Origin of the sequence: Phenylobacterium sp. (assembly GCF_036495085.1) — a bacterium.
In the GTDB taxonomy this organism is placed as follows: Bacteria; Pseudomonadota; Alphaproteobacteria; order Caulobacterales; family Caulobacteraceae; genus Phenylobacterium.
This window is the reverse complement of sequence record NZ_DASXNL010000101.1, coordinates 25,727-47,546: the sequence shown is the minus strand read 5'-3', so window position 1 is coordinate 47,546 and position 21,820 is coordinate 25,727. Positions and strand designations below refer to the sequence as shown.

At 67.0% G+C, this 21,820-nt stretch carries 24 protein-coding genes; 15 read left to right on the top strand and 9 right to left on the bottom strand.

Annotated elements, in window-relative coordinates; genetic code table 11:
- From VGI62_RS12285 to VGI62_RS12245, 9 genes are all read left to right on the top strand, one after another.
- Positions 1-1,122 (top strand): cbb3-type cytochrome c oxidase subunit I (locus VGI62_RS12285; RefSeq protein WP_331504781.1); only part of this gene is annotated, 1,122 nt, incomplete at its 5' end.
- Between the two features lie 79 nt (positions 1,123-1,201).
- Positions 1,202-2,176 (top strand): heme o synthase, encoded by a 975-nt coding sequence (gene cyoE, locus VGI62_RS12280; protein WP_331504780.1) that lies wholly within the window; start codon positions 1,202-1,204, stop codon positions 2,174-2,176.
- Positions 2,173-2,325, top strand: a complete 153-nt coding sequence (locus VGI62_RS12275) for a hypothetical protein (protein WP_331504779.1) — start codon at positions 2,173-2,175, stop codon at positions 2,323-2,325. The genes cyoE and VGI62_RS12275 overlap by 4 nt, the downstream gene beginning before the upstream one ends.
- Positions 2,303-2,911: a cytochrome c oxidase assembly protein gene (locus tag VGI62_RS12270; RefSeq protein ID WP_331504778.1), complete on the top strand. Its 609-nt coding sequence runs from the start codon at positions 2,303-2,305 to the stop codon at positions 2,909-2,911. The genes VGI62_RS12275 and VGI62_RS12270 overlap by 23 nt, the downstream gene beginning before the upstream one ends.
- 226 nt (positions 2,912-3,137) lie before the next feature.
- Positions 3,138-4,010: a cytochrome c oxidase subunit 3 gene (locus VGI62_RS12265; RefSeq protein WP_331504777.1), complete on the top strand. Its 873-nt coding sequence runs from the start codon at positions 3,138-3,140 to the stop codon at positions 4,008-4,010.
- Complete coding sequence (locus VGI62_RS12260; protein ID WP_331504776.1) at positions 4,010-4,366, top strand: DUF983 domain-containing protein; 357 nt, start codon at positions 4,010-4,012, stop codon at positions 4,364-4,366. The genes VGI62_RS12265 and VGI62_RS12260 overlap by 1 nt, the downstream gene beginning before the upstream one ends.
- Positions 4,359-5,117 (top strand): SURF1 family protein, encoded by a 759-nt coding sequence (locus tag VGI62_RS12255; RefSeq protein ID WP_331504775.1) that lies wholly within the window; start codon positions 4,359-4,361, stop codon positions 5,115-5,117. The genes VGI62_RS12260 and VGI62_RS12255 overlap by 8 nt, the downstream gene beginning before the upstream one ends.
- Positions 5,117-6,508, top strand: a complete 1,392-nt coding sequence (gene thrC, locus VGI62_RS12250; protein ID WP_331504774.1) for a threonine synthase — start codon at positions 5,117-5,119, stop codon at positions 6,506-6,508. The genes VGI62_RS12255 and thrC overlap by 1 nt, the downstream gene beginning before the upstream one ends.
- 104 nt (positions 6,509-6,612) lie before the next feature.
- On the top strand, positions 6,613-7,827 hold the full coding sequence (locus VGI62_RS12245) for a pitrilysin family protein (protein ID WP_331504784.1): 1,215 nt from the start codon (positions 6,613-6,615) through the stop codon (positions 7,825-7,827).
- Here VGI62_RS12245 and VGI62_RS12240 read toward each other — a convergent pair.
- Genes VGI62_RS12240 through VGI62_RS12230 form a run of 3 tightly spaced genes read right to left on the bottom strand, consistent with a single transcriptional unit; the run spans position 7,824 to position 9,984 of the window.
- Complete coding sequence (locus VGI62_RS12240) at positions 7,824-8,126, bottom strand: transcriptional regulator (protein WP_331504773.1); 303 nt, start codon at positions 8,124-8,126, stop codon at positions 7,824-7,826. The two genes, VGI62_RS12245 and VGI62_RS12240, sit on opposite strands and share 4 nt — an antisense overlap.
- Positions 8,123-8,743: a hypothetical protein gene (locus tag VGI62_RS12235; RefSeq protein WP_331504772.1), complete on the bottom strand. Its 621-nt coding sequence runs from the start codon at positions 8,741-8,743 to the stop codon at positions 8,123-8,125. Before VGI62_RS12235 ends, VGI62_RS12240 begins: the two co-directional genes overlap by 4 nt.
- Positions 8,740-9,984, bottom strand: a complete 1,245-nt coding sequence (locus tag VGI62_RS12230; protein WP_331504771.1) for an acyltransferase family protein — start codon at positions 9,982-9,984, stop codon at positions 8,740-8,742. Before VGI62_RS12230 ends, VGI62_RS12235 begins: the two co-directional genes overlap by 4 nt.
- A 140-nt stretch (positions 9,985-10,124) precedes the next feature.
- On the opposite strand from VGI62_RS12230, the gene VGI62_RS12225 reads away from it, so the two are divergent.
- On the top strand, positions 10,125-10,736 hold the full coding sequence (locus VGI62_RS12225; protein ID WP_331504770.1) for a GNAT family protein: 612 nt from the start codon (positions 10,125-10,127) through the stop codon (positions 10,734-10,736).
- Positions 10,737-10,775: 39 nt separating this feature from the next.
- Complete coding sequence (locus VGI62_RS12220; RefSeq protein ID WP_331504769.1) at positions 10,776-12,443, top strand: bifunctional diguanylate cyclase/phosphodiesterase; 1,668 nt, start codon at positions 10,776-10,778, stop codon at positions 12,441-12,443.
- On the opposite strand, the gene VGI62_RS12215 is transcribed toward VGI62_RS12220, so the two are convergent.
- Positions 12,440-13,003, bottom strand: a complete 564-nt coding sequence (locus VGI62_RS12215; protein WP_331504783.1) for a YqgE/AlgH family protein — start codon at positions 13,001-13,003, stop codon at positions 12,440-12,442. The genes VGI62_RS12220 and VGI62_RS12215 overlap by 4 nt on opposite strands.
- Before the next feature lie 126 nt (positions 13,004-13,129).
- Here VGI62_RS12215 and VGI62_RS12210 point away from each other — a divergent pair, with 126 nt between their 5' ends.
- Complete coding sequence (locus tag VGI62_RS12210) at positions 13,130-13,612, top strand: peroxiredoxin (RefSeq protein WP_331504768.1); 483 nt, start codon at positions 13,130-13,132, stop codon at positions 13,610-13,612.
- A gap of 110 nt (positions 13,613-13,722) precedes the next feature.
- On the opposite strand, the gene VGI62_RS12205 is transcribed toward VGI62_RS12210, so the two are convergent.
- Positions 13,723-14,409 (bottom strand): DUF1223 domain-containing protein, encoded by a 687-nt coding sequence (locus VGI62_RS12205; RefSeq protein ID WP_331504767.1) that lies wholly within the window; start codon positions 14,407-14,409, stop codon positions 13,723-13,725.
- 110 nt (positions 14,410-14,519) lie between these two features.
- On the opposite strand from VGI62_RS12205, the gene VGI62_RS12200 reads away from it, so the two are divergent.
- Both VGI62_RS12200 and VGI62_RS12195 read left to right on the top strand, forming a co-directional pair.
- Positions 14,520-15,068: a sigma-70 family RNA polymerase sigma factor gene (locus tag VGI62_RS12200; RefSeq protein WP_331504766.1), complete on the top strand. Its 549-nt coding sequence runs from the start codon at positions 14,520-14,522 to the stop codon at positions 15,066-15,068.
- Positions 15,058-15,702, top strand: a complete 645-nt coding sequence (locus VGI62_RS12195; RefSeq protein ID WP_331504765.1) for a DUF1109 domain-containing protein — start codon at positions 15,058-15,060, stop codon at positions 15,700-15,702. Before VGI62_RS12200 ends, VGI62_RS12195 begins: the two co-directional genes overlap by 11 nt.
- Before the next feature lie 10 nt (positions 15,703-15,712).
- Here VGI62_RS12195 and VGI62_RS12190 read toward each other — a convergent pair whose 3' ends face one another.
- Positions 15,713-16,270 carry a DNA-3-methyladenine glycosylase gene (locus tag VGI62_RS12190; RefSeq protein ID WP_331504764.1) on the bottom strand — a complete coding sequence of 186 codons (558 nt, stop codon included), beginning with the start codon at positions 16,268-16,270 and terminating at the stop codon, positions 15,713-15,715.
- Between the two features lie 46 nt (positions 16,271-16,316).
- On the opposite strand from VGI62_RS12190, the gene VGI62_RS12185 reads away from it, so the two are divergent.
- Positions 16,317-17,498 (top strand): amidohydrolase family protein, encoded by a 1,182-nt coding sequence (locus tag VGI62_RS12185; RefSeq protein WP_331504763.1) that lies wholly within the window; start codon positions 16,317-16,319, stop codon positions 17,496-17,498.
- Positions 17,499-17,526: 28 nt separating this feature from the next.
- Here the strand turns inward: VGI62_RS12185 and VGI62_RS12180 are convergent, their stop codons facing one another.
- The 3 genes from VGI62_RS12180 to VGI62_RS12170 are packed head-to-tail and all read right to left on the bottom strand — an operon-like array spanning position 17,527 to position 21,773.
- Complete coding sequence (locus tag VGI62_RS12180) at positions 17,527-19,269, bottom strand: acyl-CoA dehydrogenase (protein ID WP_331504762.1); 1,743 nt, start codon at positions 19,267-19,269, stop codon at positions 17,527-17,529.
- Between the two features lie 39 nt (positions 19,270-19,308).
- Positions 19,309-20,421: a dipeptidase gene (locus VGI62_RS12175; RefSeq protein ID WP_331504761.1), complete on the bottom strand. Its 1,113-nt coding sequence runs from the start codon at positions 20,419-20,421 to the stop codon at positions 19,309-19,311.
- 2 nt (positions 20,422-20,423) lie between these two features.
- A complete protein-coding gene (locus VGI62_RS12170) occupies positions 20,424-21,773 on the bottom strand; it encodes an amidohydrolase family protein (RefSeq protein ID WP_331504760.1) in 1,350 nt (449 codons plus the stop codon).
- Positions 21,774-21,820: the final 47 nt, after the last annotated feature.

The window sequence follows — 21,820 nt, the reverse complement described above, 5'->3', positions numbered from 1 at the left end:
TGCGCGATCCTGTCGCTGCACCTGGCCGGCGCCAGCTCGATCCTGGGCGCCATCAACTTCATCACCACCATCTTCAACATGCGGGCGCCGGGCATGACGCTGCACCGCATGCCGTTGTTCGTCTGGTCGATCCTGGTGACGGTGTTCCTGCTGCTGCTCTCGCTGCCGGTGTTGGCGGGTGCGATCACCATGCTGCTCACCGATCGTAACTTCCACACGCACTTCTTCGATGCGGCCGGCGGCGGCGACCCGGTGATGTACCAGCACCTGTTCTGGTTCTTCGGGCACCCGGAGGTCTACATCCTGATCCTGCCGGGGTTCGGGATGATCAGCCACATCGTGTCGACCTTCTCGAGGAAGCCGGTGTTCGGCTACCTGGCCATGGCCTACGCCATGGTGGCGATCGGTTTCATCGGCTTCCTGGTCTGGGCGCATCACATGTTCACGACCGGTATGAACGTGAACCTGACGGCCTATTTCGTCGCAGCGACGATGGTCATCGCGGTGCCCACAGGCATCAAGGTGTTCAGCTGGATCGCCACGATGTGGGGTGGGTCGATCGATTTCAAGACGCCCATGCTGTGGGCGATCGGCTTCATCTTCCTGTTCACCCTGGGCGGCGTCACCGGTGTGGTCCTGGCCAACGCCGGCGTCGACTACCAATTCCAGGACACCTACTACGTGGTGGCCCACTTCCACTACGTCCTGAGCCTGGGCGCCGTGTTCGCGATCTTTGCCGGCTTCTACTACTGGTTCGAGAAGATGTGGGGCGTGAAGTACCGGGAGTGGCTGGGCACGCTGCACTTCTGGATCACCTTCGTCGGGGTGAACGTCATCTTCTTCCCGCAGCACTTCCTGGGCCTGCAGGGGATGCCGCGACGCTATGTGGACTATCCGGAGGGCTTCGCCTTCTGGAACAAGGTCTCCTCGATCGGCTATGTCATTACGCTGGTCGGCGTCGGGGTGTTCCTCGTTGTCCTGCTCGACGCGATGATCTTCCGCCGCAAGGCCGAGGCCAATCCCTGGGGCGAAGGCGCCACGACCCTGGAATGGACGCTCTCCTCGCCGCCGCCGTTCCACCAGTTCAACGAACTGCCGGTGGTGCAGGCCGAAACCCACTAAGGTCCGGCTTCACCAAACACGACCCAAGGGGCGCGGATCGCAGGGTTCGCGCCCCTCTACCATTTAAGAGTAGTGTCTCATGGCCATGTCTCCGGCCCTCTCCACCACCGCCCGAGCGCCTGCCCGTTGGCAGGACTTCGTGCAACTTCTGAAGCCGCGCGTGATGTCGCTGGTGGTGTTCACCGGGTTGACAGGCCTGGTCAGCGCCGATCACCCGGTGAACCCGATCCTGGGCGCAGTGGCGATCCTCTGCATCGCCGTGGGCGCCGGCGCGTCGGGCGCCCTGAACATGTGGTACGACGCCGACATCGACGCCAAGATGCGGCGCACGCGCGGCCGGCCGGGGCCGGCGGGCAGGGTGCAGGGCGCCGACGCGCTGGCGCTCGGCGTGGTGCTTTCACTGTTCTCGGTCATGCTGATGGGCATGGCGCTGAACTGGCTGGCCGCAGGCCTGCTCGCCTTCACCATCTTCTTCTATGCGGTCGTCTACACGATGTGGCTGAAGCGCTGGACGGCGCAGAACATCGTCATCGGCGGCCTGGCCGGCGCCCTGCCGCCGGTGATCGGCTGGGCGGCGGCCAGCAACTCGACTCCGCTCAACGCCTGGCTGCTCTGCGCGATCATCTTCATGTGGACGCCGCCGCATTTCTGGGCGCTCTCGCTCTACACCAGCGAGGACTACAAGAAGGCCGGCGTCCCAATGATGCCGCTGGTCGCCGGGCCATCCTCCACGCGCCGCCAAATCCTGATCTACAGCCTGCTGTTCACGCCGATCTGCATTGTCCCGGCCTTCACCGGCCTCGGCGGCCCGGTCTATCTGGGGGTGGCGGCTCTGGGCGGGTTGGTCTTCGTGCTCCTGGCTTTCCGACTGTTCCGCAGCCGGGCCGGCGAGGTGGGCGCGCAGCGCAACGACGATGGCCTGTACGACGTGCGCGCCGGCGCCAAGGACGCGCGCAACCTCTTCGCTTTCTCGATTCTCTACCTCTCCCTGCTCTTCGCCACCCTGCTGGTCGAACACCTGATTGGCATCAAGCCGCTGGAGCTTCTGCGATGAGCGATCCCGCCCGTGAAACCGACGTCGAGGCCAAGGCGCGCCGTGGCCGCAACATCGCGCTGGCGCTCGGCCTGGTGCTCTTCGTGATCCTGGTCTTCGTCGTCACCCTCGTTCGCCTGGGCGCCAATGTCGCAAACCGGCCCTTCTGATCTCCGGCCGAAGGCCAGGCTAGGCCGCAACGGCGGCGTCGCGCTCATCTGCGGCGCGGTGATCGTCGGCATGGTCGGGGCGGCCTACGCTTCGGTGCCGCTCTATCGCGCCTTCTGCCAGGTGACCGGCTACGGCGGCACCGTGCGCAAGGCCGAAACCAAGCCGGCCACGGTGCTGGACCAGACCCTGGAAATCCATTTCGACACCAATGTCCGGGGCTTGCCCTGGGACTTCGCCTCCGAGCAGACGTCGCAGACCGTCAAGATCGGCGAAACCTCTGTCGCGACGTTCAAGGTCACGAACCATGCCGACCATCCGGTGACGGCGCGCGCCGTGTTCAACGTCTCGCCGGACCAGGCCGCCGTCTATTTCCGCAAGTTGTCCTGCTTCTGCTTCTCCGACCAGACTGTGGCCGCCGGCGCCACGGTGGAGATGCCCGTGCTCTATTTCATCGACCCGAAATACGCCCAGGACTTCGAAACCAAGAACGGCAAGGTCGTGACGCTGTCCTACACCTTCTTTCCGGCTACGGACGTGAAGCCCCAGACGGCGACGGCGGCCGCAACGCCGCGAAGGGCTGGTTAGCCCCGAGCGCAGCGGCCGGCGCGGCGTTCGATCGCTGATGGCGAAGCTAAATATCGGCGGCGCAGGTCGAGTTCTGAAATTGAATGGTTTAACGGCGCCGTAGCCTCCCCCTTTCCCCTTGGCGGAGGCGGCGCGGCAGGGCTATAGCGTCACGCGAACCGGTCTTCCGCGCGGATGAGTCCCGCAAGGCTCGGCCGCGTGGATTTGTGAGGGACTAAGGACGAAGATGGCCGAAGGCGTGAAGCACGACTACCACCTGGTCAATCCGTCGCCATGGCCCCTGGTCGGCTCGATATCCGCGACGGTGATGGCGCTGGGCGGCGTCACCTGGATGAAGGGGATGTTCGGCCTGCCGCAGCATACGGCTTGGTTGTTCTTCGCTGGCCTCGCCGGCGTGCTTTTCACAATGATCGTCTGGTGGCGTGATGTGGTTCTGGAAGCCAACAAGGGCGACCACACGCCGGTGGTGTCGATCGGCCTGCGCTACGGGATGATCCTGTTCATCGCCTCGGAGGTGATGTTCTTCGTCGCGTGGTTCTGGATCTTCTTCGAGATGGCGCTCTTCCATCACGTACGGACGCAGTCCGCGATCGAAGACGTGAGAACCGCCTGGGCCAACTGGCCGCCGCATGGCGTCGAGACAGTGCCGGCCTTCCAGTTGCCCTTGGTCAACACGCTCACCCTGCTGCTCTCCGGCACCACGGTGACCTGGGCGCACCATGCTCTGCAGGTGGGCGATCGAAAGGGCGCGAAGATCGGCCTCTTGCTGACGATCTGCCTGGGCATCCTCTTCACGTCGATCCAGGCCTACGAGTACAGCCACATCATCGAGCACAAGTACTTCTTCTCCCCTGAGGCGGCGAACGCCGGGCTCTACGGCTCGTCCTTCTTCATGGCCACGGGCTTCCACGGCTTCCACGTGCTGATCGGAACGATCTTCCTGAGCGTCTGCCTGGCGCGGCTGCTGGGTGGCGGCTTCACGCCGCAAAAGCACTTCGGCTTCGAGGCGGCCGCCTGGTACTGGCACTTCGTCGACGTCGTATGGCTGTTCCTGTTCGCCTTCATCTACGTGATCTTCGGAGCGAACGGCGGCGGTTGATGAGTAAGCCCAATCCTCTGCTCTCGGGCGCGGCCGGGCGCTGCCCCAACTGCGGAGAGGGCCATCTCTTCGAGGGCTTCCTGAAGGTGTCGCCGGCTTGCGAGGCCTGCGGCTTCGATCTGGCGGCCGCCGACTCCGGCGATGGGCCGGCGGTGTTCGTAATCCTGATCGCGGGCGTGTTCGTGGCCTTCGGTGCGCTTTTCACGATGGTGGCCTTCAATCCACCGGTCTGGGTGACGCTCGGCATCTGGCTGCCGATGACCCTGGTTATCGTGCTGGTGCTGCTGCGGCCCATGAAGGGGCTGATGCTGGCCGCCCAGTTCATGAACAAGGCCAGCCAAGCTCGCCATGACTGAGGCCTGGGAGCCGCAGATCGAGCCCCGGACGGCCAGGCCTCAGTCGCGCGGCTTTCCGCTTGGCCTGACAATCGCCACCCTTATCGCGTTCGCGATCCTGATCGGCCTGGGTGTCTGGCAGCTCCAACGCCTGAAATGGAAAGAGGGCCTGCTGACCCGCATCGCCGCCCTGCAGTCGGCGCCGGCGCGACCGATCGAGCCTGTGCTGGATGCGCTCAGCGCTGGGCGCGACACCGACTTCACCCGCGTGACGGCGAACTGCCCGGGCCTGGCGGCCGCCCCCTTCGTCGAGATGTACGGGATCATCGACGGTGAGGCCGGAGCCCGCCTCATCTCACGCTGCGACGTGACGAGCGCGCGCTATCACACCGTGCTGGTCGATCGCGGCTTCGTGCCGGACACGGTCACGGCGCGCCCGCCCGTCGATCCAGCTTCGAAAGCCCCGATGACCGTCACGGGGATCTTGCGCAGGCCCGAGCGCGGCAACCTCTTCACGCCGCCGAGCCGGCCTGAGCGCTGGTTTCTGCGCGATGCCCTCGGCATGGCCCGGCAACTGCATGCGCCCGCGCCTGCGCCCTATTTCCTGATGGCCGAGACGGTGACCAGCCCAGAGTTCAAGGCGCTGGTCCCGGCGCCCGTTCCGACGGACATCCCCAACCGGCACCTGGAATATGCGCTTACGTGGTTCGGTCTTGCCGGGGCCCTGGCCGGCGTCTATGCCGCCGCTCTCTTCAAAAGGATGAGAGCCTGATGCGGTACGTCTCCACCCGGGGGCAGGCGCCCTCGGTCGGCTTTGTCGACGCCGTGCTGGGCGGGCTTGCGCCCGATGGCGGCCTCTATGTGCCCGAGACCTGGCCGCAGATCTCCCCCGACGAGATCGCAGGCTTCAGCGACATGGCCTACGCCGACGTCGCCGCCCGGGTGATCGGCGCCTTCGCCGACGGCGAGATCGCGCCCGCCGACCTTACGCAGATGTGCTGCGACGCCTATGCGACCTTCACTCATGCCGCGGTCGCGCCGATGACCCAGCTTTATCCCGGCGTGTTCATGGCTGAGCTGTTCCACGGGCCAAGTCTCGCCTTCAAGGACGTGGCCATGCAGATCCTGGCTCGCCTCTACGATCACTTGCTGGGTGCGCAGCGGCGAACCCAGACGATCCTTTGCGCCACCTCCGGCGACACCGGCGGGGCTGCCGTCGAGGCGTTCCGCGGACGCAAGAACGTGAAGGTCGTGGCGCTCTTTCCGGAGGGCCGCATCTCCGAGGTGCAACGGCGGTTCATGACGACAGCGGTTGAGGCCAATGTCGCCTGCGTGGCGGTGAAAGGCTCTTTCGACGACTGCCAGGCAATCGTGAAGCAGGCCTTCCAGGACAAGAACCTGCGCCAGGCGGTGGACCTTTCAGGTGTCAACTCCATCAACTTCGCGCGGATTGCGGCGCAGGCGGTCTACTATTTCACGACGGCCGCGGCGCTTGGCGCGCCGGCGCGGAAGGTCTCGTTCTGCGTGCCCTCCGGCAACTTCGGCGACGCCTTCGCAGGCTACGTCGCCCACCGGATGGGCCTGCCCGTAGGCAGGATTCTGGTCGCCACAAATTCGAACGATATCCTGGCGCGCACCTTCGAGACCGGCCGATACACGCGCGGCAAGGTGCATCCCACCATGTCGCCGGCCATGGACATCCAGTCGGCCTCGAACTTCGAACGACTCTATTTCGAGGGCGTGGGTCGCGAACCCGTTGAAACCGCCCGCGCCTTCAACGCATTCGCCGAAAGCGGAACCATCGAGGTGCCCCCGCAAGCCTTCGCGGGCATGCGCGAGCTGTTCCGCGGCGTCTCGGTGAGCGAGGTCGACACGGGGGCAAGCATCGTCGCGACCCTCAGGGAAACCGGCGAGCTGATCGATCCGCACACGGCCGTGGCGGTCGCGGGCCTGCGCAGCGCCGGCGGTCTCGATTCCCCGGTCGTCGTGATGTCTACGGCGCACGCGGCGAAGTTTCCCGAGGCGGTGGCCGAGGCCTGCGGCGTCACCCCGGAGCTGCCGCGCGGCGTCGAAGGTCTGGCCAGCCGCGCCGAACGCTTCGATCGGCTGCCTGCGGAAGCCGAGACCATCAAGGCCTACGTCCAGGCTTTCGCGGAGGCTTGAGGCCCATTTCGTCGCCTGCCGCCAAGCCCCCGGTCACCGGCCCTCTGCTCGCCAAGCCCGGGCTCCATACGTTGGCGAATGGTGTCCGCGTGGTCTGTGATCCGATGCCGGGCCTTCAAACCGTGGCGCTTTCGGTCGTGGCCGGGCGCGGCGCGCGGGCGGAAGACGAGTTGCGCTCGGGCTGGTCGCACCTTCTGGAACACATGGTCTTCAAGGGGGCCGGCGCCCGCTCGGCCCGCCAGATCGTCGAGGTGATCGAGGCGCAGGGCGGCAACATCAACGCCGCCACCGGCTATGAGCGGACGAGCTTCCAGGTGCGCGCCCTCGCCGGCGGACTCGATCTTGGTTCTGCTGTGCTCGCCGATCTGGTTCAGCGTCCGGCCCTGGATGAGGCGGACCTTGAGCGCGAAAAGCAGGTGGTGGGCCAAGAGATCGCCGAGGCGGCTGATGCGCCCGACGACCTGGTCTTCGAGCTGGCCCAGACCGCAGCCTTCGAGGGCCAGCCGCTGGGACGTCCGATCCTGGGCACCCCGCAATCAATCGCGACGACGACCCCGCAAGCGCTCGGCGCCTGGCGGGCCAGCCTCTACGGGCCCAAGACGCTCGTGGTCAGCGCTGCCGGGGCGGTGGACGAGAACGAACTGCTGCGGCTCGTGGAGCGCGACTTCGGACACGCAAGCGACGACGGCGCGGCGCCGGAGGCGCAGGCTCCCGCGCGCTTTGTCGGCGGCCAGCGGCCTCTCGCCAAGAAACTCGAACAAGCCAACCTCGTGCTGCTGCTGCCCGCCGTAGGGGTGATGGATCCGGCTTATTTTTCGCTCAGGCTGTTGGCCGAGGTGCTCGGCGGCGGCATGGCCTCGCGGTTGTTCCAAGAGGCGCGCGAGAACCGGGGACTGGCCTACGCAATCGACGCCTATTCGGAGACCTATGCCGACGCAGGCGTTCTCGGGGTCTTCGCCGGCTGTGCGGCCGGCGACGCGGCCGAACTGGCGCGGGTGGCTGCCGGAGAGATCGCCGGCATGTTGAAGCCTGTCGGCGAGGCCGAGCTCTCCCGCGCAAAGGCCCAGCTCAAAGGAGCCATGTTCATGGGCCGCGAAGGTGCGCTCGCCCGCGCCGAGCAGGCCGCGGGGCAGGTGCTGCTGTTCGGCCATACGCTTGATCCCGTCGAGGTGGCCGCAGAGGTCGATGCGGTGACGCCTTCCCATCTGGTTTCCCTGACGGAGCAGATCCTGGCCCACAAGCGCGCGGCCGTGGCGGTCCTTGGACCGAAGGCGGCGCTGAAGGCTGCGCCTGCATTCGAGCGGTCGCTGTTCGGCTAGTTCTGCGGCCCGATCAGCTTGCCCAGCGCTTCCAGGTAGACCGCGAAGGCCTTGCGTCCCGTCGCCGTCATGCGGACCCGGGTGCGCGGCTTTCGTCCCAGATAGCCCTTTTCGATCGTCACGTAGTTGGCGTCCTCGAGCTTGCGCAGTTGGACTGACAGGTTGCCCTGAGTGACGTCGAGGAGGGTCTTCAGCTCGTTGAAGTCGGCAACCTCGACGTTGACCAGATAAGCCATCACCCCCAGGCGCAGGCGCCCGTGGATGACATCGTCAATCTTGCCGATGTCGTAGCTGGTCAAGTTCGCGCGCTCCGGCGCGCCTGCAAGATCATCAGGCCGCCAGGCGCCGCCATGAAGGCGAGCATTCCTATGCCGGCGATGACGACGTAGGCGCGGAGGTTCTGAAGGGCGAAGGCCATGCCGACGCCGGTGAGGAAGAACCCGAGCGCGACGCCGCCCATCCACCCCTTGCGCCTCAGGGAAGCGGCCACCATCCACGCCATGCCCTGCAGCACCATCACAACGCATGGGTAGATCAGCCAGATAAGCAGGCTCTGCTGGCGCCAAGCCTGGAGGCCGAAAATCAGGATCATCACAAGGTTGGCGAGGCCGACGGACCCGAACACCGCTGCGACGGCCCGGTTAACGGCGGTGGGCGCCTGGGCGACCCGCCGCCGAGTGAGGATCCAGATCAGCAGGGCCACGAACACTGCCGTGGGCCCGAAGCCGATCAACAAGGCGCCCTGCCCCTCGCTCGGCGCCCAGCCCAGGAACTGGAGGCCGTGCATCACCATCTGACCGCCGTAGCAAAGGCCGCACGCCAGGTAGGTTTCACCGAAGGTCAGTTGCGAGTCTTCGGTGGTCGACACCAGGGCGCGCATGAAGGCGAGATCGTCGCGGGCTTCTTCAAGGTTCATTGGAAGGTCTCCCGGGCGAGGGGCGCAAGCTGCGGCGGAGCCTCGGCGGCGGCCTTCGGCGCGCGCCGACCATTCAGGATCGCGCCGACGAAGCTGCGGCGCACGAGGAACTGATAGCTGGCGAACATCAGCGGAAAGGCCACCCCGAGGACGAGCAGGATCTTCACCTCCGCCGGCCAGTCGAGTTTGGCCACCGCAGCCTGCAGAGCCATCACGATCGGCAAGTGGATCAAGTATAGCCAGTACGACGAGTCGGCGATGTAGCGCCGCACGGGGCTATGGTTCGAAAGGAAGCGAAGCGCCATGCCGACGACAGCGAAGGTCCAGGTCCAGGTCGCGAGGCTGTAGACGCCAGCGAAGAGCGTGCGTTGCGGCCCGAGCGGCTCCAGCGCCATCAGCGGGGCCACGCCTGCCATGGACAGGCAGAGCGCGGTGAAGCCCAACGCCAACGCCAGGTTCAGCGGCCAGCGCCGTGTCCAGCTGTTGATCAGGCCGGGCTGGCGATGCAGCAGCCAGCCGAACCCGAAGGCGGTGAAGTACGAGACCAGCGCCGGGATATTGGGGAGGAGAGAGTTGTCGGGGGTCGGCACACCGAACCATTTCGCCCATGGGCCGACGAACGAAAGGGCGAGGGTGGATGGGACGGCCAGGGCGAGCGGCGCCAGGGGGCTTTCCACGATGCTCGCCAGGGCGGCGTCGGCACGCCTGCGGAACCGGCCGCTCCTGTCCAGTCGAAGCACGAGGGCGCGACATCCCAGGGTGAGCCCGTAGAGGATGAGCAGGAGGTAGAGGAACCACAGGTGGGTCAGCGGGAAGGCCAGCGCAGGCGCCTGCGGGTTCGGAGGCGGCGGCTTGGGGATATGGCCGGTCATCACGTAGGCGCCGTAGACGCTGGCTGCGATGATCGCTGCGAAGATGATCGGCCAGCCGACCAGGAGCGGGACCAAGATCCGCTTGGCGCGGTCCTTCACGAAGCCCTTCACTCCGCGCTTTTCGACCATCATGTGCGCGAAGAAGCCGGCGATCAGGAAGAAGGTGGTCATCCGGAAGGTGTGTGAGAGGAAGAAGAGGCCAGACAGCAGCAGGCTTCTGTGCGTGTCTTCGACCACCCAGATCGGCCGTCCCGGCAGGAACGACATGGTGGCGTGGTAGACGATCCCGACCAGCAGGGCATAGCCCCTCACGGCATCGAGCCCGTGCAGGCGCTCTGACGCCAGGTCAGTCGCAGGGGCGGCGGTCATCGCACTCCCTCCATTGGCTAGCGGCCCCGGCGCCGCAAGCGGCAGCTTCGTATATCAACTAGTCTATAATGTAAACTGGTCTATCAAAGCCCGGATCGGGCTCGCCTTGCGGGCGAGGAGCAATTGCGCGACCTTCGCTCATGGCCCTGCTGGACTGGATCGCGCCGGAGAGCGGCCTTCGCGTAGAGGGCGAAGGCGTCAGCCTGCGGCCGCCAAGAGCCTCGGACTACGCGGAGTGGCGCGAACTGAGGGCGGTGAGCCGCGCCTTCCTCCAGCCCTGGGAGCCCACCTGGCCGGCCGACGACCTGAGCCGCGCGGCCTACCGCAGGCGACTGGTGGCCTATGCCCGCGACCGCGACGCCGGCGCGGCCTATCCGTTGTTCGTGTTCCGCAACGGCGATGGGGCCCTGACAGGCGGCATCACTCTGTCCAACATCCGACGGGGCGTCGCCCAGATGGGTTCAGTCGGCTACTGGTGCGGCAAGCCCTTCGCGCGCCACGGCCATACGCTGGCGGCTGTGCGTGCGCTCAGCGACTTCGCCTTTCGGAGCCTCGGCCTTCACCGCCTGGAGGCCGCCTGCATTCCAGAGAACCTGCCTTCGCGCCGATTGTTGGTGAAAGCCGGCTTCGACGAGGAAGGCTTCGCTAAGGCTTATCTGAAAATTAACGGCGCTTGGCGAGATCATGTGCTGTTCGGATTGACCTCGCCGTTCAAGAGGCCAGAGGGTCCGGACGAAGGCGTGTCGGTCTGATCCGACGCTTAAGTTTGCGGGACCGATCTTCCTTTGGCGATGCCGAACGACCGTTGGATGTGGGACGCCACCTCAACTCTTGAGGCGTTGGGCGCGGCAGATGTCGCCCTATGGGTCTGGGAGCCGGAACGTGATCGTATGCGGCTCACCGGGGCGACACGAGCCCTCGGCCTTGGCCCGTTGGCCCCCGATTGCTCCTCGGCCGCGTTGCGCGCGCTGGCTCTGCCGCAGGATCGGGCCTACGCCGAGGACATCCTGCGTGTCCAGGAACCGGGAACCGACGTCGCCGTGAGGCTTCGCATGCGCGGCGCAGGCATCTCCATCTGGCGGGGCGTGTGGCTTGAGGAGGGATGCCGCGCCGCCGGCGTGGTTGCGCCGGAGACCCGCTTCGCGGCCTCCGACCAGGACCTGCTGACGGGATTGCTGGATCGTCGCAGCTTCATCATCCGGGCCCGCGAACAGCTGCAGGTCGCCGGCCGCTACGAGCTGATCGTCGCTGACCTCGACCGCCTGCGCCGCTTGAACGAAGCGCTCGGACACGAGCGGGCCGATTTGGTGCTTGCCGCGCTTGGTTCGCGCCTGGCCGCCGCATTTCCGCCGGACGCCGTCCTGGCGCGCATCGGCGAGGACGAATTCGCCGCGATGGCCCCGGCCGGCGCCTCGCCCCGTGCAGAAATGCTGCGCCGGGCTCTGGAGCAGCCGCTCAGGGTCGCCGGCTTCGATATCCACCCAACGCTCTCGATTGGCGCGGTGGAGGCCGACGGCGGTTCCGACGCGCCGGAAGCCGCCGAGCTGCTGCGCCGGGCGGAGCTTGCGGTGGAATCCGCAAAGAGCCATGGCCGCGGCGGCGCCGCCGCCTATGCACGCGGCCTCGAGAGTGATGGTCTCTCACGCCTGGCGTTGGAAGGTGATCTGAAGGGCGCGCTTGGGCGCGGCGAACTTGCGGCCTTCTACCAACCCATCGTGCGCCTATCCACCGGAGCGCTTTCCGGTTTCGAGGCCCTGGTGCGCTGGCGCCACCCGCGTCGCGGCCTGCTGATGCCCGACGCCTTCCTGACGCTCTGCGAAGAGATGGGCCTGATGCAGGAACTTGGCGCGATGATGATGCGCGACGCCGCCAAACAGCTCTCCGTCTGGCGAACGAAGCACAGGGCGGCCGGTGAGCTCACCATCGCGGTCAACCTCTCCACCGGCGAGATCGATCGGCCGGACCTCGTGGCCGATGTCGCCGCCATCCGGCGTGAAACCGGCTTGCCGCCGGGGGCGCTGAAGCTTGAGGTTACCGAGAGCGACGTCATGCGCGATCCCGAGCGGGCCGCGGTGGTCTTGCACGAGCTGCGCGCTGCTGGCGCTGCGCTGGCGCTCGACGACTTCGGCACCGGCTTTTCGTCGCTGTCTTATTTGACACGCCTGCCTTTCGACACGCTGAAGATCGACCGATACTTCGTGCGCACGATGGCCACCAACGATGGCTCGCTGAAGATCGTTTCCTCAGTGGTGAAGCTTGGTCAGGACCTGGCGCTGGAGGTCGTCGCCGAAGGAGTCGAGAACGCCGGGATGGCCCGCCAGCTACTGGCGCTAGGTTGCGATTATGGCCAAGGCTTCGGCTATGCGCCGGCGCTCTCGGCTCAGGAAGCCGAAGTCTATCTCAACGAAAGCTACGTGGATGGCGCCGCCCCTGTGAAAGCCAGGGGTTCGCGCGGTTAGGCTCTTCCGGCGGCGGCCCCCAGTCGCTCCGGATCGACGCCGAGCTTGCCCAAGGCGCGGCCCCACTTCAGCTCGTGCCGATCGCCGAAGATGAGCGCCTCGTCGGCTTCGCAGGTCAACCAGACGTTTTGCTTGATCTCGTCCTCGAGCTGGCCGGCGCCCCACCCGGCATAGCCCAACGCGAGCAATGCGCGCCGCGGTTGTCCGGTCTGGTTGGCCATGGCCTCGAGAACCTCGCGGGTTGCGGTGAGCGCCACGTCCTCGCCGACGCCCAGGGTGTGCTCGCCTTTGTAGTCGGCGGTGTGCAGCACGAAGCCCCGCTCGCGTTCCACCGGCCCCCCCATAAGGACGAGGTCCGGGGGCAGGGTGATGGTCGATCTGATGTCCAGCTTCTCGAGCAGTTGGGGCACTGTGAGGCCTTCAATGGGCCGGTTCAGCGCCAACCCCATGGCGTGCTCTTCGTCATGGGCGCAGATCAGAATAACCGCGCGCTCGAAGCGTGGGTCGCCAATGCCCGGCATGGCGATCAAGAGCCGGCCGCAGAAGAATCCGCCTTCCATCGTCTCGACATTCGGCTTCGGACGAGGCGCTTTCAAGAGGCCTTCGCCGCCAAGGCGCCATTGTCGGCTTGCCCTGCGCGAAGATGAGGCTATCTCCCGAAGCTTAACGTCAGAGGACGAGGACCCATGACCATCAAAGTCGGCGACAAGCTGCCCAGCGTCACGCTCACCCAGGCCACCGCCGAGGGTCCGAAGCCGATCACAACCGACGAGTTCTTCAAAGGCCGGAAGGTGGCGCTGTTCGCGCTCCCGGGCGCCTTCACCCCGACCTGTTCGGCCAAGCACCTGCCTGGCTTCAAGCAGCTTGCCGGCGACATCAAGTCCAAGGGCGTCGACGTCATCGCCTGCCTGTCGGTCAACGACGCCTTCGTCATGCGCGCCTGGGCCGAGGACCAGGCGGTCGGCGAGGACATCGTCATGCTGGCGGATGGCGGCGCAGCCTTCACCGATGCGGTCGGCCTGGCTTTCGACGCTTCGCGCTTCGGCATGGGCAAGCGTTCGCAGCGCTATTCGATGATCGTCGACGACGGCGTCGTGAAGGAGCTGAACATCGAAGAGGGTGGCGAATTCCGCGTTTCGGCGGCGGATTATCTGTTGGCGCAACTCTAGACGGCGGCAAGGCCCCGCCGGCCCTCAAGCCGCGGGGCCTCGAGCAGGTCGGCAGGGGCCCTGGCGGGGCGAGTGGGCGCTCGCCGCTGCTCGTCGATCCCGCGTAGGGCCTAGCTTTTGGCCGCCGCCAAGATCGGGCCGCCCGGCCCGGCCTGGACCAGGATGGCGCTCTTCAGTCCGGTCGGGGCGGGCGCCACAGCGTAGGTCTTCGGTCCGCCGGACCATTCGCCGAGGCGGGTCAGTTCACGCACGACGTTCTTATGCGGCAGGGTCTTGCCGGTGTTCTCGCCGCGCTTGACCGGCACCTGCACGATGTTGGGGTCATAGCGGACAAGCCAGACGTCGGCGGCGTGGCGCGGCGCGGCGCCCGTGACGATCGCGCCGGTCGTCGTAAAGGTGACTGCCGCGCCGTCGCCGGCCAAGCGTGCGCTCCGAAGCGCGGCCTCGATCTCGGAAACCCGCCGGCCGACGACGTCCAGCCGACCGTTGATCACCACCTGCGGGGTGCCGACGTTGTCGTGGCGCAGGCCCTTGGCGTAGTCCCATTGGCGATCCGTGAATTTCTTCTGCGCGAAGGTGTCCTTCCAGCCAAGCTGGTCCCAGTAAGTGACGCCGAAGGACAACGCCAGGATCTCCGGGCGGGCGGAGAGCTGGGCCACCGCTGCGTTCGCCGGCGGGCAGGATGAGCAGCCCTGGCTGGTGAAAAGCTCCACGACCTGCACCGGCCCAGCCGGCTGAGCGAAGGCCGGCGCGGCAAGGGCGAGAGCCGCCAGGCTGCATGCTATCAGCTGCTTCATTGTCATCTCCGAGGGGGTTCGATGACAGGTTCGACCGAAAACGCAGTTCGGTTACGTGAGGCTAGCCTGTAACCTTTCGTGCGCGCGAACCGAATTCCACAAAGGCGGCGTTGGACGAGATCGAACCCAGACTGCGCAGCTTGATGCTCGCCGGCCTTGCCGGGGAGGCCGGGCCCTACCGCCGGCTGTTGGACGAACTCTCGGGGTTGCTGCGCGCCTACTACCGCCGTCGCGTTCCGCCGGGTGTGGATGCGGAGGACCTCGTGCAAGAAACCCTGATCGCCGTGCACACCCGTCGTGCGACCTACGATGCGGGGCAGCCCTTCACCGCCTGGGCCTATGCGATTGCACGCTACAAGCTGATCGATGCGCTGCGCCGCGGCCGTGCTCATCTTCGCGCGCCGGCAGAGGCGGCCGAGGCGCTGTTCGTCACGGCGGGCGCGGAGGCCGCGATGGCCAGCCGTGATCTGGAACGCGTGATGGCCGAGTTGCCGCCCAGGACCCGGGATTTGATCCGCGATGTGAAGCTTGAAGGTCTCTCGACCCGCGAGGCGGCCCAGAAGCACGGCATGAGCGAGTCGGCTGTGAAGGTCGCCGTCCATCGGGGCCTGAAGGCGCTGGGCGGCAAGTACGGAGGCGCCGGGCGCGATGAAGACTGATGACCTCATCCACAGTCTGGCGGGCGACCTCGCGCCTGTGGCGCCGGGCGCCGTGGCGCGGCGCATCGCCCTTGGGCTGGCCGGCGGCGCCTTGGGCGCAACGGCGATCATGCTGGCCTGGCTCGGCGTTCGCCCAGACCTGGCGCAGGCGGTTTCGACGCCGATGTTCTGGATGAAGTTCGGCTATGCGGCCCTTACCGGCCTTGCCTTGGCTGCGGTCCTCGCACGATTGGCGAGACCGGCCGTCCGCACGGGTGGCTTGGTCCTGGTCGCCGCCGCGCCGCTGGCGCTCGTCGCGGCGATGGCCCTCTACCGGATGGCCAGCGCTCCGCCGGAAGCTCACCACGATCTCTTGATGGGTCACACCTCGATGCTTTGCCCGTGGCGCATCCTGGTGATCGGCCTGCCCCTGCTGGCAGGAGCGGTCTGGGCGGTGCGGGGCCTCGCGCCCACCCGCCTTCTGCTGGCAGGGTTGGTCGCCGGAGGCTGCGCCGGCGGACTCGGAGCTGCGATCTACGCCTTTGCCTGCGACGAGACCGCCGCCCCGTTCCTGGCGGTCTGGTATACGCTGGGCATGGCGCTCGTGGCGGGTCTGGGCGCACTCCTGGGATCGCGATTGCTGCGCTGGAGGTAGCTCCTGCGGCTCACCGCGGGAACGGTTTGCTCACGAAGCGCGATCCGGCTTCTCCGAACCGCCAAGGGACATCGACCGCCTTGCTGATCCCGATCCGCGGGCCCACGACGACCTCGGTCGCCGGGCCCGGCTCCAATGCGAACGGCGCCTCGTCCACGCGAAGGCCGTTCTGTTTTCTCGTCACGCTCAGGGCTTCACAGAGCCGCCCCGGCCCGGAGCAGAGCCGGCGCAGGTCGTCCACGCCGCGGCGGACGATCATCAGGTCGATCCCCACCGTGGGTTCGATTGCGCGGAGCAGAACCGCGCTGCCGGGCTGCGGCCCGCAGACCAGGTTCATGCACCAGTGGATGCCGTAGGAGCGGTAGACGTAGACCACGCCCGGCGGGCCGAACATCACCCCGTTGCGGGCCGTCGGGCCCGCGAAGCTGTGCGAGGCCGGGTCCTCGAAGTGGTAGGCCTCGGTCTCGACGATGCGCCCGCCGACGCCATCCATCGTCAACGTCCACCCGATCAGCATCCGCGCCGCCTGGTCTGAGGGTGCGGTGAACACCTCGGCTTGACGGCGCAAGGTCTCGGGGCGCGAAATAGGGCCAGCCATACCGGGAGGATTTCGCATGCCGTACGTCGAGGGCCAAACCATCCACGACGCCGACAGCCATGTGATGGAGCTGCCGGGCACGATCAATCGCTATATTGACCCCAAATTCCGCGACGCCTTCGTGGCCAAGACCGGGCGCAAGGACGTGCTGCCCGAGTGGTTCGCCAAGGCCGCCGCCCAGCAGGAGGACCCGGAGTTTCGCGCCGGAGCCGAGGCCAACATCCTGCTGCGCAAGAACTACGAAGCCCTGGGCGCCTTCAAAGCCCAGGACCGGCCGGCGACACTCGACCACCTCGGCTTCGCAAGCCAGCTGGTGTTCACGACCGCCTGCCTCTCCAACTTCGGGCTTGAGCAGATGGGCGAGGTGGAACTGGCCGTCGAAACGGCGCGCGCCCACAATCGTATGATGACCGAGTTCTGCTCGGTCGACCGGCGCCTGCTGGCCACCGGCTATGTGCCTCTGATCGATCGGGCGCGTGCGCCGCAGATCGCGCGTGAGGCGCTGGCGCTGGGCGCCAAGGCCCTGGTGATCCCGTCACGCCATCCGCCGGGCTTCTCACCCAGCCATGTGGAACTCGACCCCTTATGGGCGCTCGCGCAGGAGGCCGGGGTGCCCGTGCTCTTCCACGTGGGCGGCGAAGAGAAGATGGCCAGGGACTACCTGGAGAATGGCCTGCCCTTCGTGAAGGATTTCCACGGCGGTGATGAGAACTTCACGTCGCTGACTTTTATGGCGATCCCGCTCAGCCTCTGGCAGACGCTTTCGGCGCTCATCATCGACGGTGTGTTCGACCGCTTCCCACGCCTGAAGTGGGGCGCAATCGAGTTAGGCGCTTCATGGTTGCCCAGCCTGATGCATTTTCTGGATTCCGGCGTTGCGGCGTTCGGCAAGGAAGAACGGCTGCAAAAGCTGTCGGCCAGGCCCAGCCAGATCCTGCGCCGCCAATTCCGCGCAACGCCCTATCCGCATGAGGACACGCGCTGGATCATTGAGAACTCCGGCGAGGAGATGTGCCTGTTCTCGTCGGACTTCCCCCACGTGGAGGGCGGCCGCAACCCGCTCAAGAGATTCAACGACAGCCTGCAAGGCGCCTCGGAGACCGCGCGGCGTCGGTTCTTCCGCGACAACTTCATCGACCTGATGGGAGCCGGCCTCGACCCGGCCCTGCACGATCTGCCTGAGCTGCAGGCGGCTTGAGGCGACGCCTGTCCTGGAGCGGAAGGACCTAAGACGCCAGCGCCGCGGCGGGTGTAGCCTCTAGGTCGTCGGCGCCGTCCATCAGGCCATCGGCAAGGCCACCAGCCTGCGCCAGGACCTGGCCCGCGTAGACCCTGGCGAGCGCCGCCTTGCCCTTGAGCCAAGGGTCATCCGAGCCGGCGGCTGCCAGCGCCTGGCGGCCCAGCATCGCCCCGCCGATCACGTCGCCGGCGAGCTTCAGGTAGGGCGTGGCGGCCGCAAGGCTTGGCGCGCCGCGGTTGGCCAGCAGCCACTCGGTGGCCCGCTCCAGGGCTGCGACCCCGGCCGCCAGCCGCCGTCCTACCAACGCCAGTTCAGGGATCTCGGTCAGGCTCTCGGCGGTCAGGGCCAGTTCCGCGCAAAGGCCGCCCATGACCCTGCCATCCTCCATCGCCACCTTGCGGCCGACGAGGTCGATGGCCTGGATGCCGTTGGTGCCCTCGTAGATGGGGGCGATGCGGGCGTCGCGATAGTGCTGCGCTGCGCCGGTCTCCTCGATAAAGCCCATGCCGCCGTGCACCTGCACGCCGAGCGAGGCCACTTCGACACCAATGTCGGTGGACCAGGCCTTGGCGATGGGGGTCAAGAGTTCCTGGCGCGCGCGAGCCGCGGCGCGTTCCTCCTCGCTGTCGGCCAGGCGGGCGATGTCGGCCAACACGCCGGTCGTCAGGCATATGGCGCGGGCCGCTTCGGTCTTGGCCTTCATCAGGATCAGCATTCGGCGTACGTCGGGATGGCCGTAGATCGTCCCGTCAGCGTCCCAGGTCGTGCGGCCCTGCTTGCGCTCCTGTGCGAAGGCCAGCGCCTGCTGGAAGGCGCGCTCAGCGATGGCGACGCCCTGAACACCGACCTGCAGTCGCGCGGCGTTCATCATGATGAACATATGTGGCAAGCCCTGGCCCAGTTCTCCCACCAGCTCGGCCTGCGCGCCCTCATAGAGCATGACGCAGGTCGGCGAGCCGTGGATCCCCAGCTTGTGCTCGATGGAAGCCGGCCGGAAATCGTTGCGCGGGCCAAGGCTGCCGTCGTCTTTCACCTGGAATTTGGACGCCAGGAACAGGCTGATGCCCTTCACGCCGGGCGGCGCGTCTGGCGTGCGGGCGATGATCAGGTGGCAGATGTTGTCGGCAGCGTCGTGGTCGCCCCAGGTGATGAAGATCTTCTGGCCGGAAAGCTGGTAGCCGCCGGCGCCGTCAGGCTTGGCCATGGCGGTGAGCGCTGCAAGATCGGAGCCGGCCTGCGGCTCGGTCAGGCACATGGCCCCCGTCCACTCGCCGGAGACCAGTTTTGGCAACACCAGGCGCTTCTGGCGTTCGGTGCCGTGCATCGCCAGCGCCTCTATGGCGCCCTGGGTCAGCATAGGGCAGAGGCCAAAGGCCATGTTCGCGGCGTGGACCATCTCGAAGACCGCCAGTTCCATGGCCTTGGAAAGGCCCTGCCCCCCGAAGTCCGGATCGGCGCTCAGCGAGTTCCAGCCGCCATCCACGAACGCCTTGTAAGCATCGGCGAAGCCTGGAGCCGCAGTGACCTTGCCGTTTTCGTAGCGCGCACCCTCGGTGTCGCCCTTGCGGTTCAGCGGCGCCAGCACATCGGTCGCAAAGGCGCCGGCGGCTTCAAGGACCGCAGCCACCGTGCCGGTGTCGAGGTCTGGATAAGCCCGCGCGATCAGCGCGTCGTGGCCCACGCTCGAGAGTGCGAAGGCCAGGTCCCTGACGGGCGCGCGGAAGGTCATGGTCGGGTCTCCTGGTCAGGGTCGGGCGGTGTTTTAAGCTCAGGCGCCCCAGATGTCGCGGGCGTAGCGAACGAAGTTCTGGCCGAGAATCTTCTCGATGCGCGCCGGCTTGTGGCCTCGCGCGGCCAGCAGGCGGTAGAGCTTGCGGAACTGGTCGGGCCCGCGCAGGTCGTCGACGAACGGATGGGTGTCGGCTCGCTCGCCGGCCGCGGCGATCCCCTTGGCCACGCGATCGGCATGCTCTTTGGCGAGCGCGGCCTTGTAGGCCTCCAGGTCGTCGATCGGCGTCGTGCCGCCGTCGGTGCCGATGCCGACATGGTCCTCGCCGCAGACATTGAGCGCATGTTCGATGTGCGCCACCACGTCGGCGGATGTCGGGTGGCCGGAGAGGCTCAGGAACGGCATGAAGTAGACCCCGACAAACCCGCCGCGTTCGGCAACCAGCCGCAGTTCCTCGTCAGTCTTGTTGCGCGGAAGCTCGGTGAGCGCGCGGCAGCCGGTGTGGTTGATCGAGATCGGCTGCTTCGAGGCCCGCGCGGCGTCGAGGCAGATCCGGGTCCCGGAATGCGAGAGGTCGACCATCACCCGGTTGGCGTTGAGGCGTTCGACCACCTCGTGGCCGAACCTCGTGAGGCCCCGTCCCTCGGGCGCCATGGATCCGTCGCCAAGCTGGTTGGCGACATTGTAGGTGAGTTGGATCACGCGCACGCCCATGTTGGCGAAAATGTCCACGCGCGCCGGGTCCTTGCCCATCATGGCTGCGTTCTGGAAGCCGTAGATCACCCCGATCTTCTTCTCCGCCCTGGCGCGGGCGATGTCGGCGGCGCTCAGCACCTTGATGAGGTCGCGCGGATGTTCGCGGGTCAGACGGTCCCATTCGGCGACGTTGGCGACCGAGCTCTCGAACGGCTCATCGGCGCCCGCCACATAGCCGAAGGTGCAGTTCACCGCGGTCATGCCGGAGGCTCGGGCGTCGGCCAGTATGCGCGGGGTGATGACCGGGTGAGGCGGCTGGTCGTGGTTGGGGTCAATCAGGCCGCCCAACGCGTTAATCACGGTCATCCCGGCGATCGGATCGGCTTTGGCGGCAAGCGCCGGCGCGGCGGCCGCCGCAGCCGACATGGCAAGGACTGTGCGGCGGTTGAAGGTCATGCTCAGTCCTCGAGGTCTTGCTTGGTCAGGGGCTTGAAGTCGGCGCGGCGGTAGGTCCGGCCGCGCTTGATGGTGAGTTCCAGGCTCTTCAGGTTCTGGATGTCGGCCAGCGGGTCACGTGTCAGCACGATCATGTCGGCGAGCTTGCCGGGCGCGATCGAACCCATGTCGGGCTCCTGGCCGGCCGCACGCGCGCCCACCAGCGTCGCGGCGTGGATAACCTCGCCAGGCGACATGCCGATCCGCACCAGGGCCGCCAGCTCGTGATACAAGGTGGGCCATGGATCATCCCACGGCGCGACCCAATCGGTGCCGGAAGACACCGCAACCCCGGCGCGCCAGGCCTGGCGGATGAGGGCATCGGACATGGCGCCGCTGCAAAGCGAGGGCTTGGCCTTGGGGTTCTTGGAGGCCAGCTGCTCGGAATGCTCGGCATAGATGCTTCCGGTGGCGTCGAGGATCGTGCCTTGCGCCTTCATGGTCTGCAGCAGCTTCGCAATGGTCGGGTTGTCACCGGCCAGGTAGGGCGCGGGGTCCATCGGCGTGCGCGACTGGTAGGTCTGCGGCGTGCCGGCGACCTCGTGGCCGAGACCGCAGGCATGGGAGACCGCATCCGGCCGCGCCGCCAGCACCTGTGAGGGCGTGGCGGGATAGACGGCGGTATGCGCCCAGACCAGGAGGCCCTGACGATGAGCCTCGGCCGCGATCTTCGAGACCAGATCGGCCGGCAAGTTCGCGTAGATCTTGATCGCCGTGGCGGATGTGCCCTTGGCCAAGGTGACGGCCGTGCGCATGTCGGTCGTCTCGTCGATGGATTGCATCCAGGGCGCCTTGCCCGGTGTCACGCCGAAGGTGGCGGCGTGGGTGCGAGGGTCGTCGAAGAAGCTCGGGCCGGCCATCAGGGCGGCGTAATAGATATCCGGCCCTGGAATCTCCGCGGCGCGCGAGGCGCGAGTGAGCTCGGCCACGGCGCGCAGGTCGTCAGCCATGTCGCGGATGGCCGTCACCCCGCCATAGATGTCGCGGCGCATGTTGGCTTCTGCCTGGCGGCGGTTAGGCGGCGTCGCCAGGTGCTCGTGGGAGTCGATCAGGCCGGGCAACAGATATTTGCCGGTGAGATCGACAACCCGTGCGCCCGTCGGGACGGCCATCTCGGCGTCCGGCGCCACCCACTTGATCCGCTCGCCCTCGACCAGCACCGACATCCCCGGGCGCATCGGCCCCCCCGATCCGTCGATCAGCCAGGCGTGACGATAGACCGTCGCCGGCGGCCCATCCGCGGCGCACGCCGTTCCCCCGACAAGAACGGCGAAGCAGGCCGCGATGGCGGCTGCAAAGCCCAAACGGATCATGCGAACCCCTCCCCGAGCATCGCCCGGAGGGTTAGGTCGCGATCGCG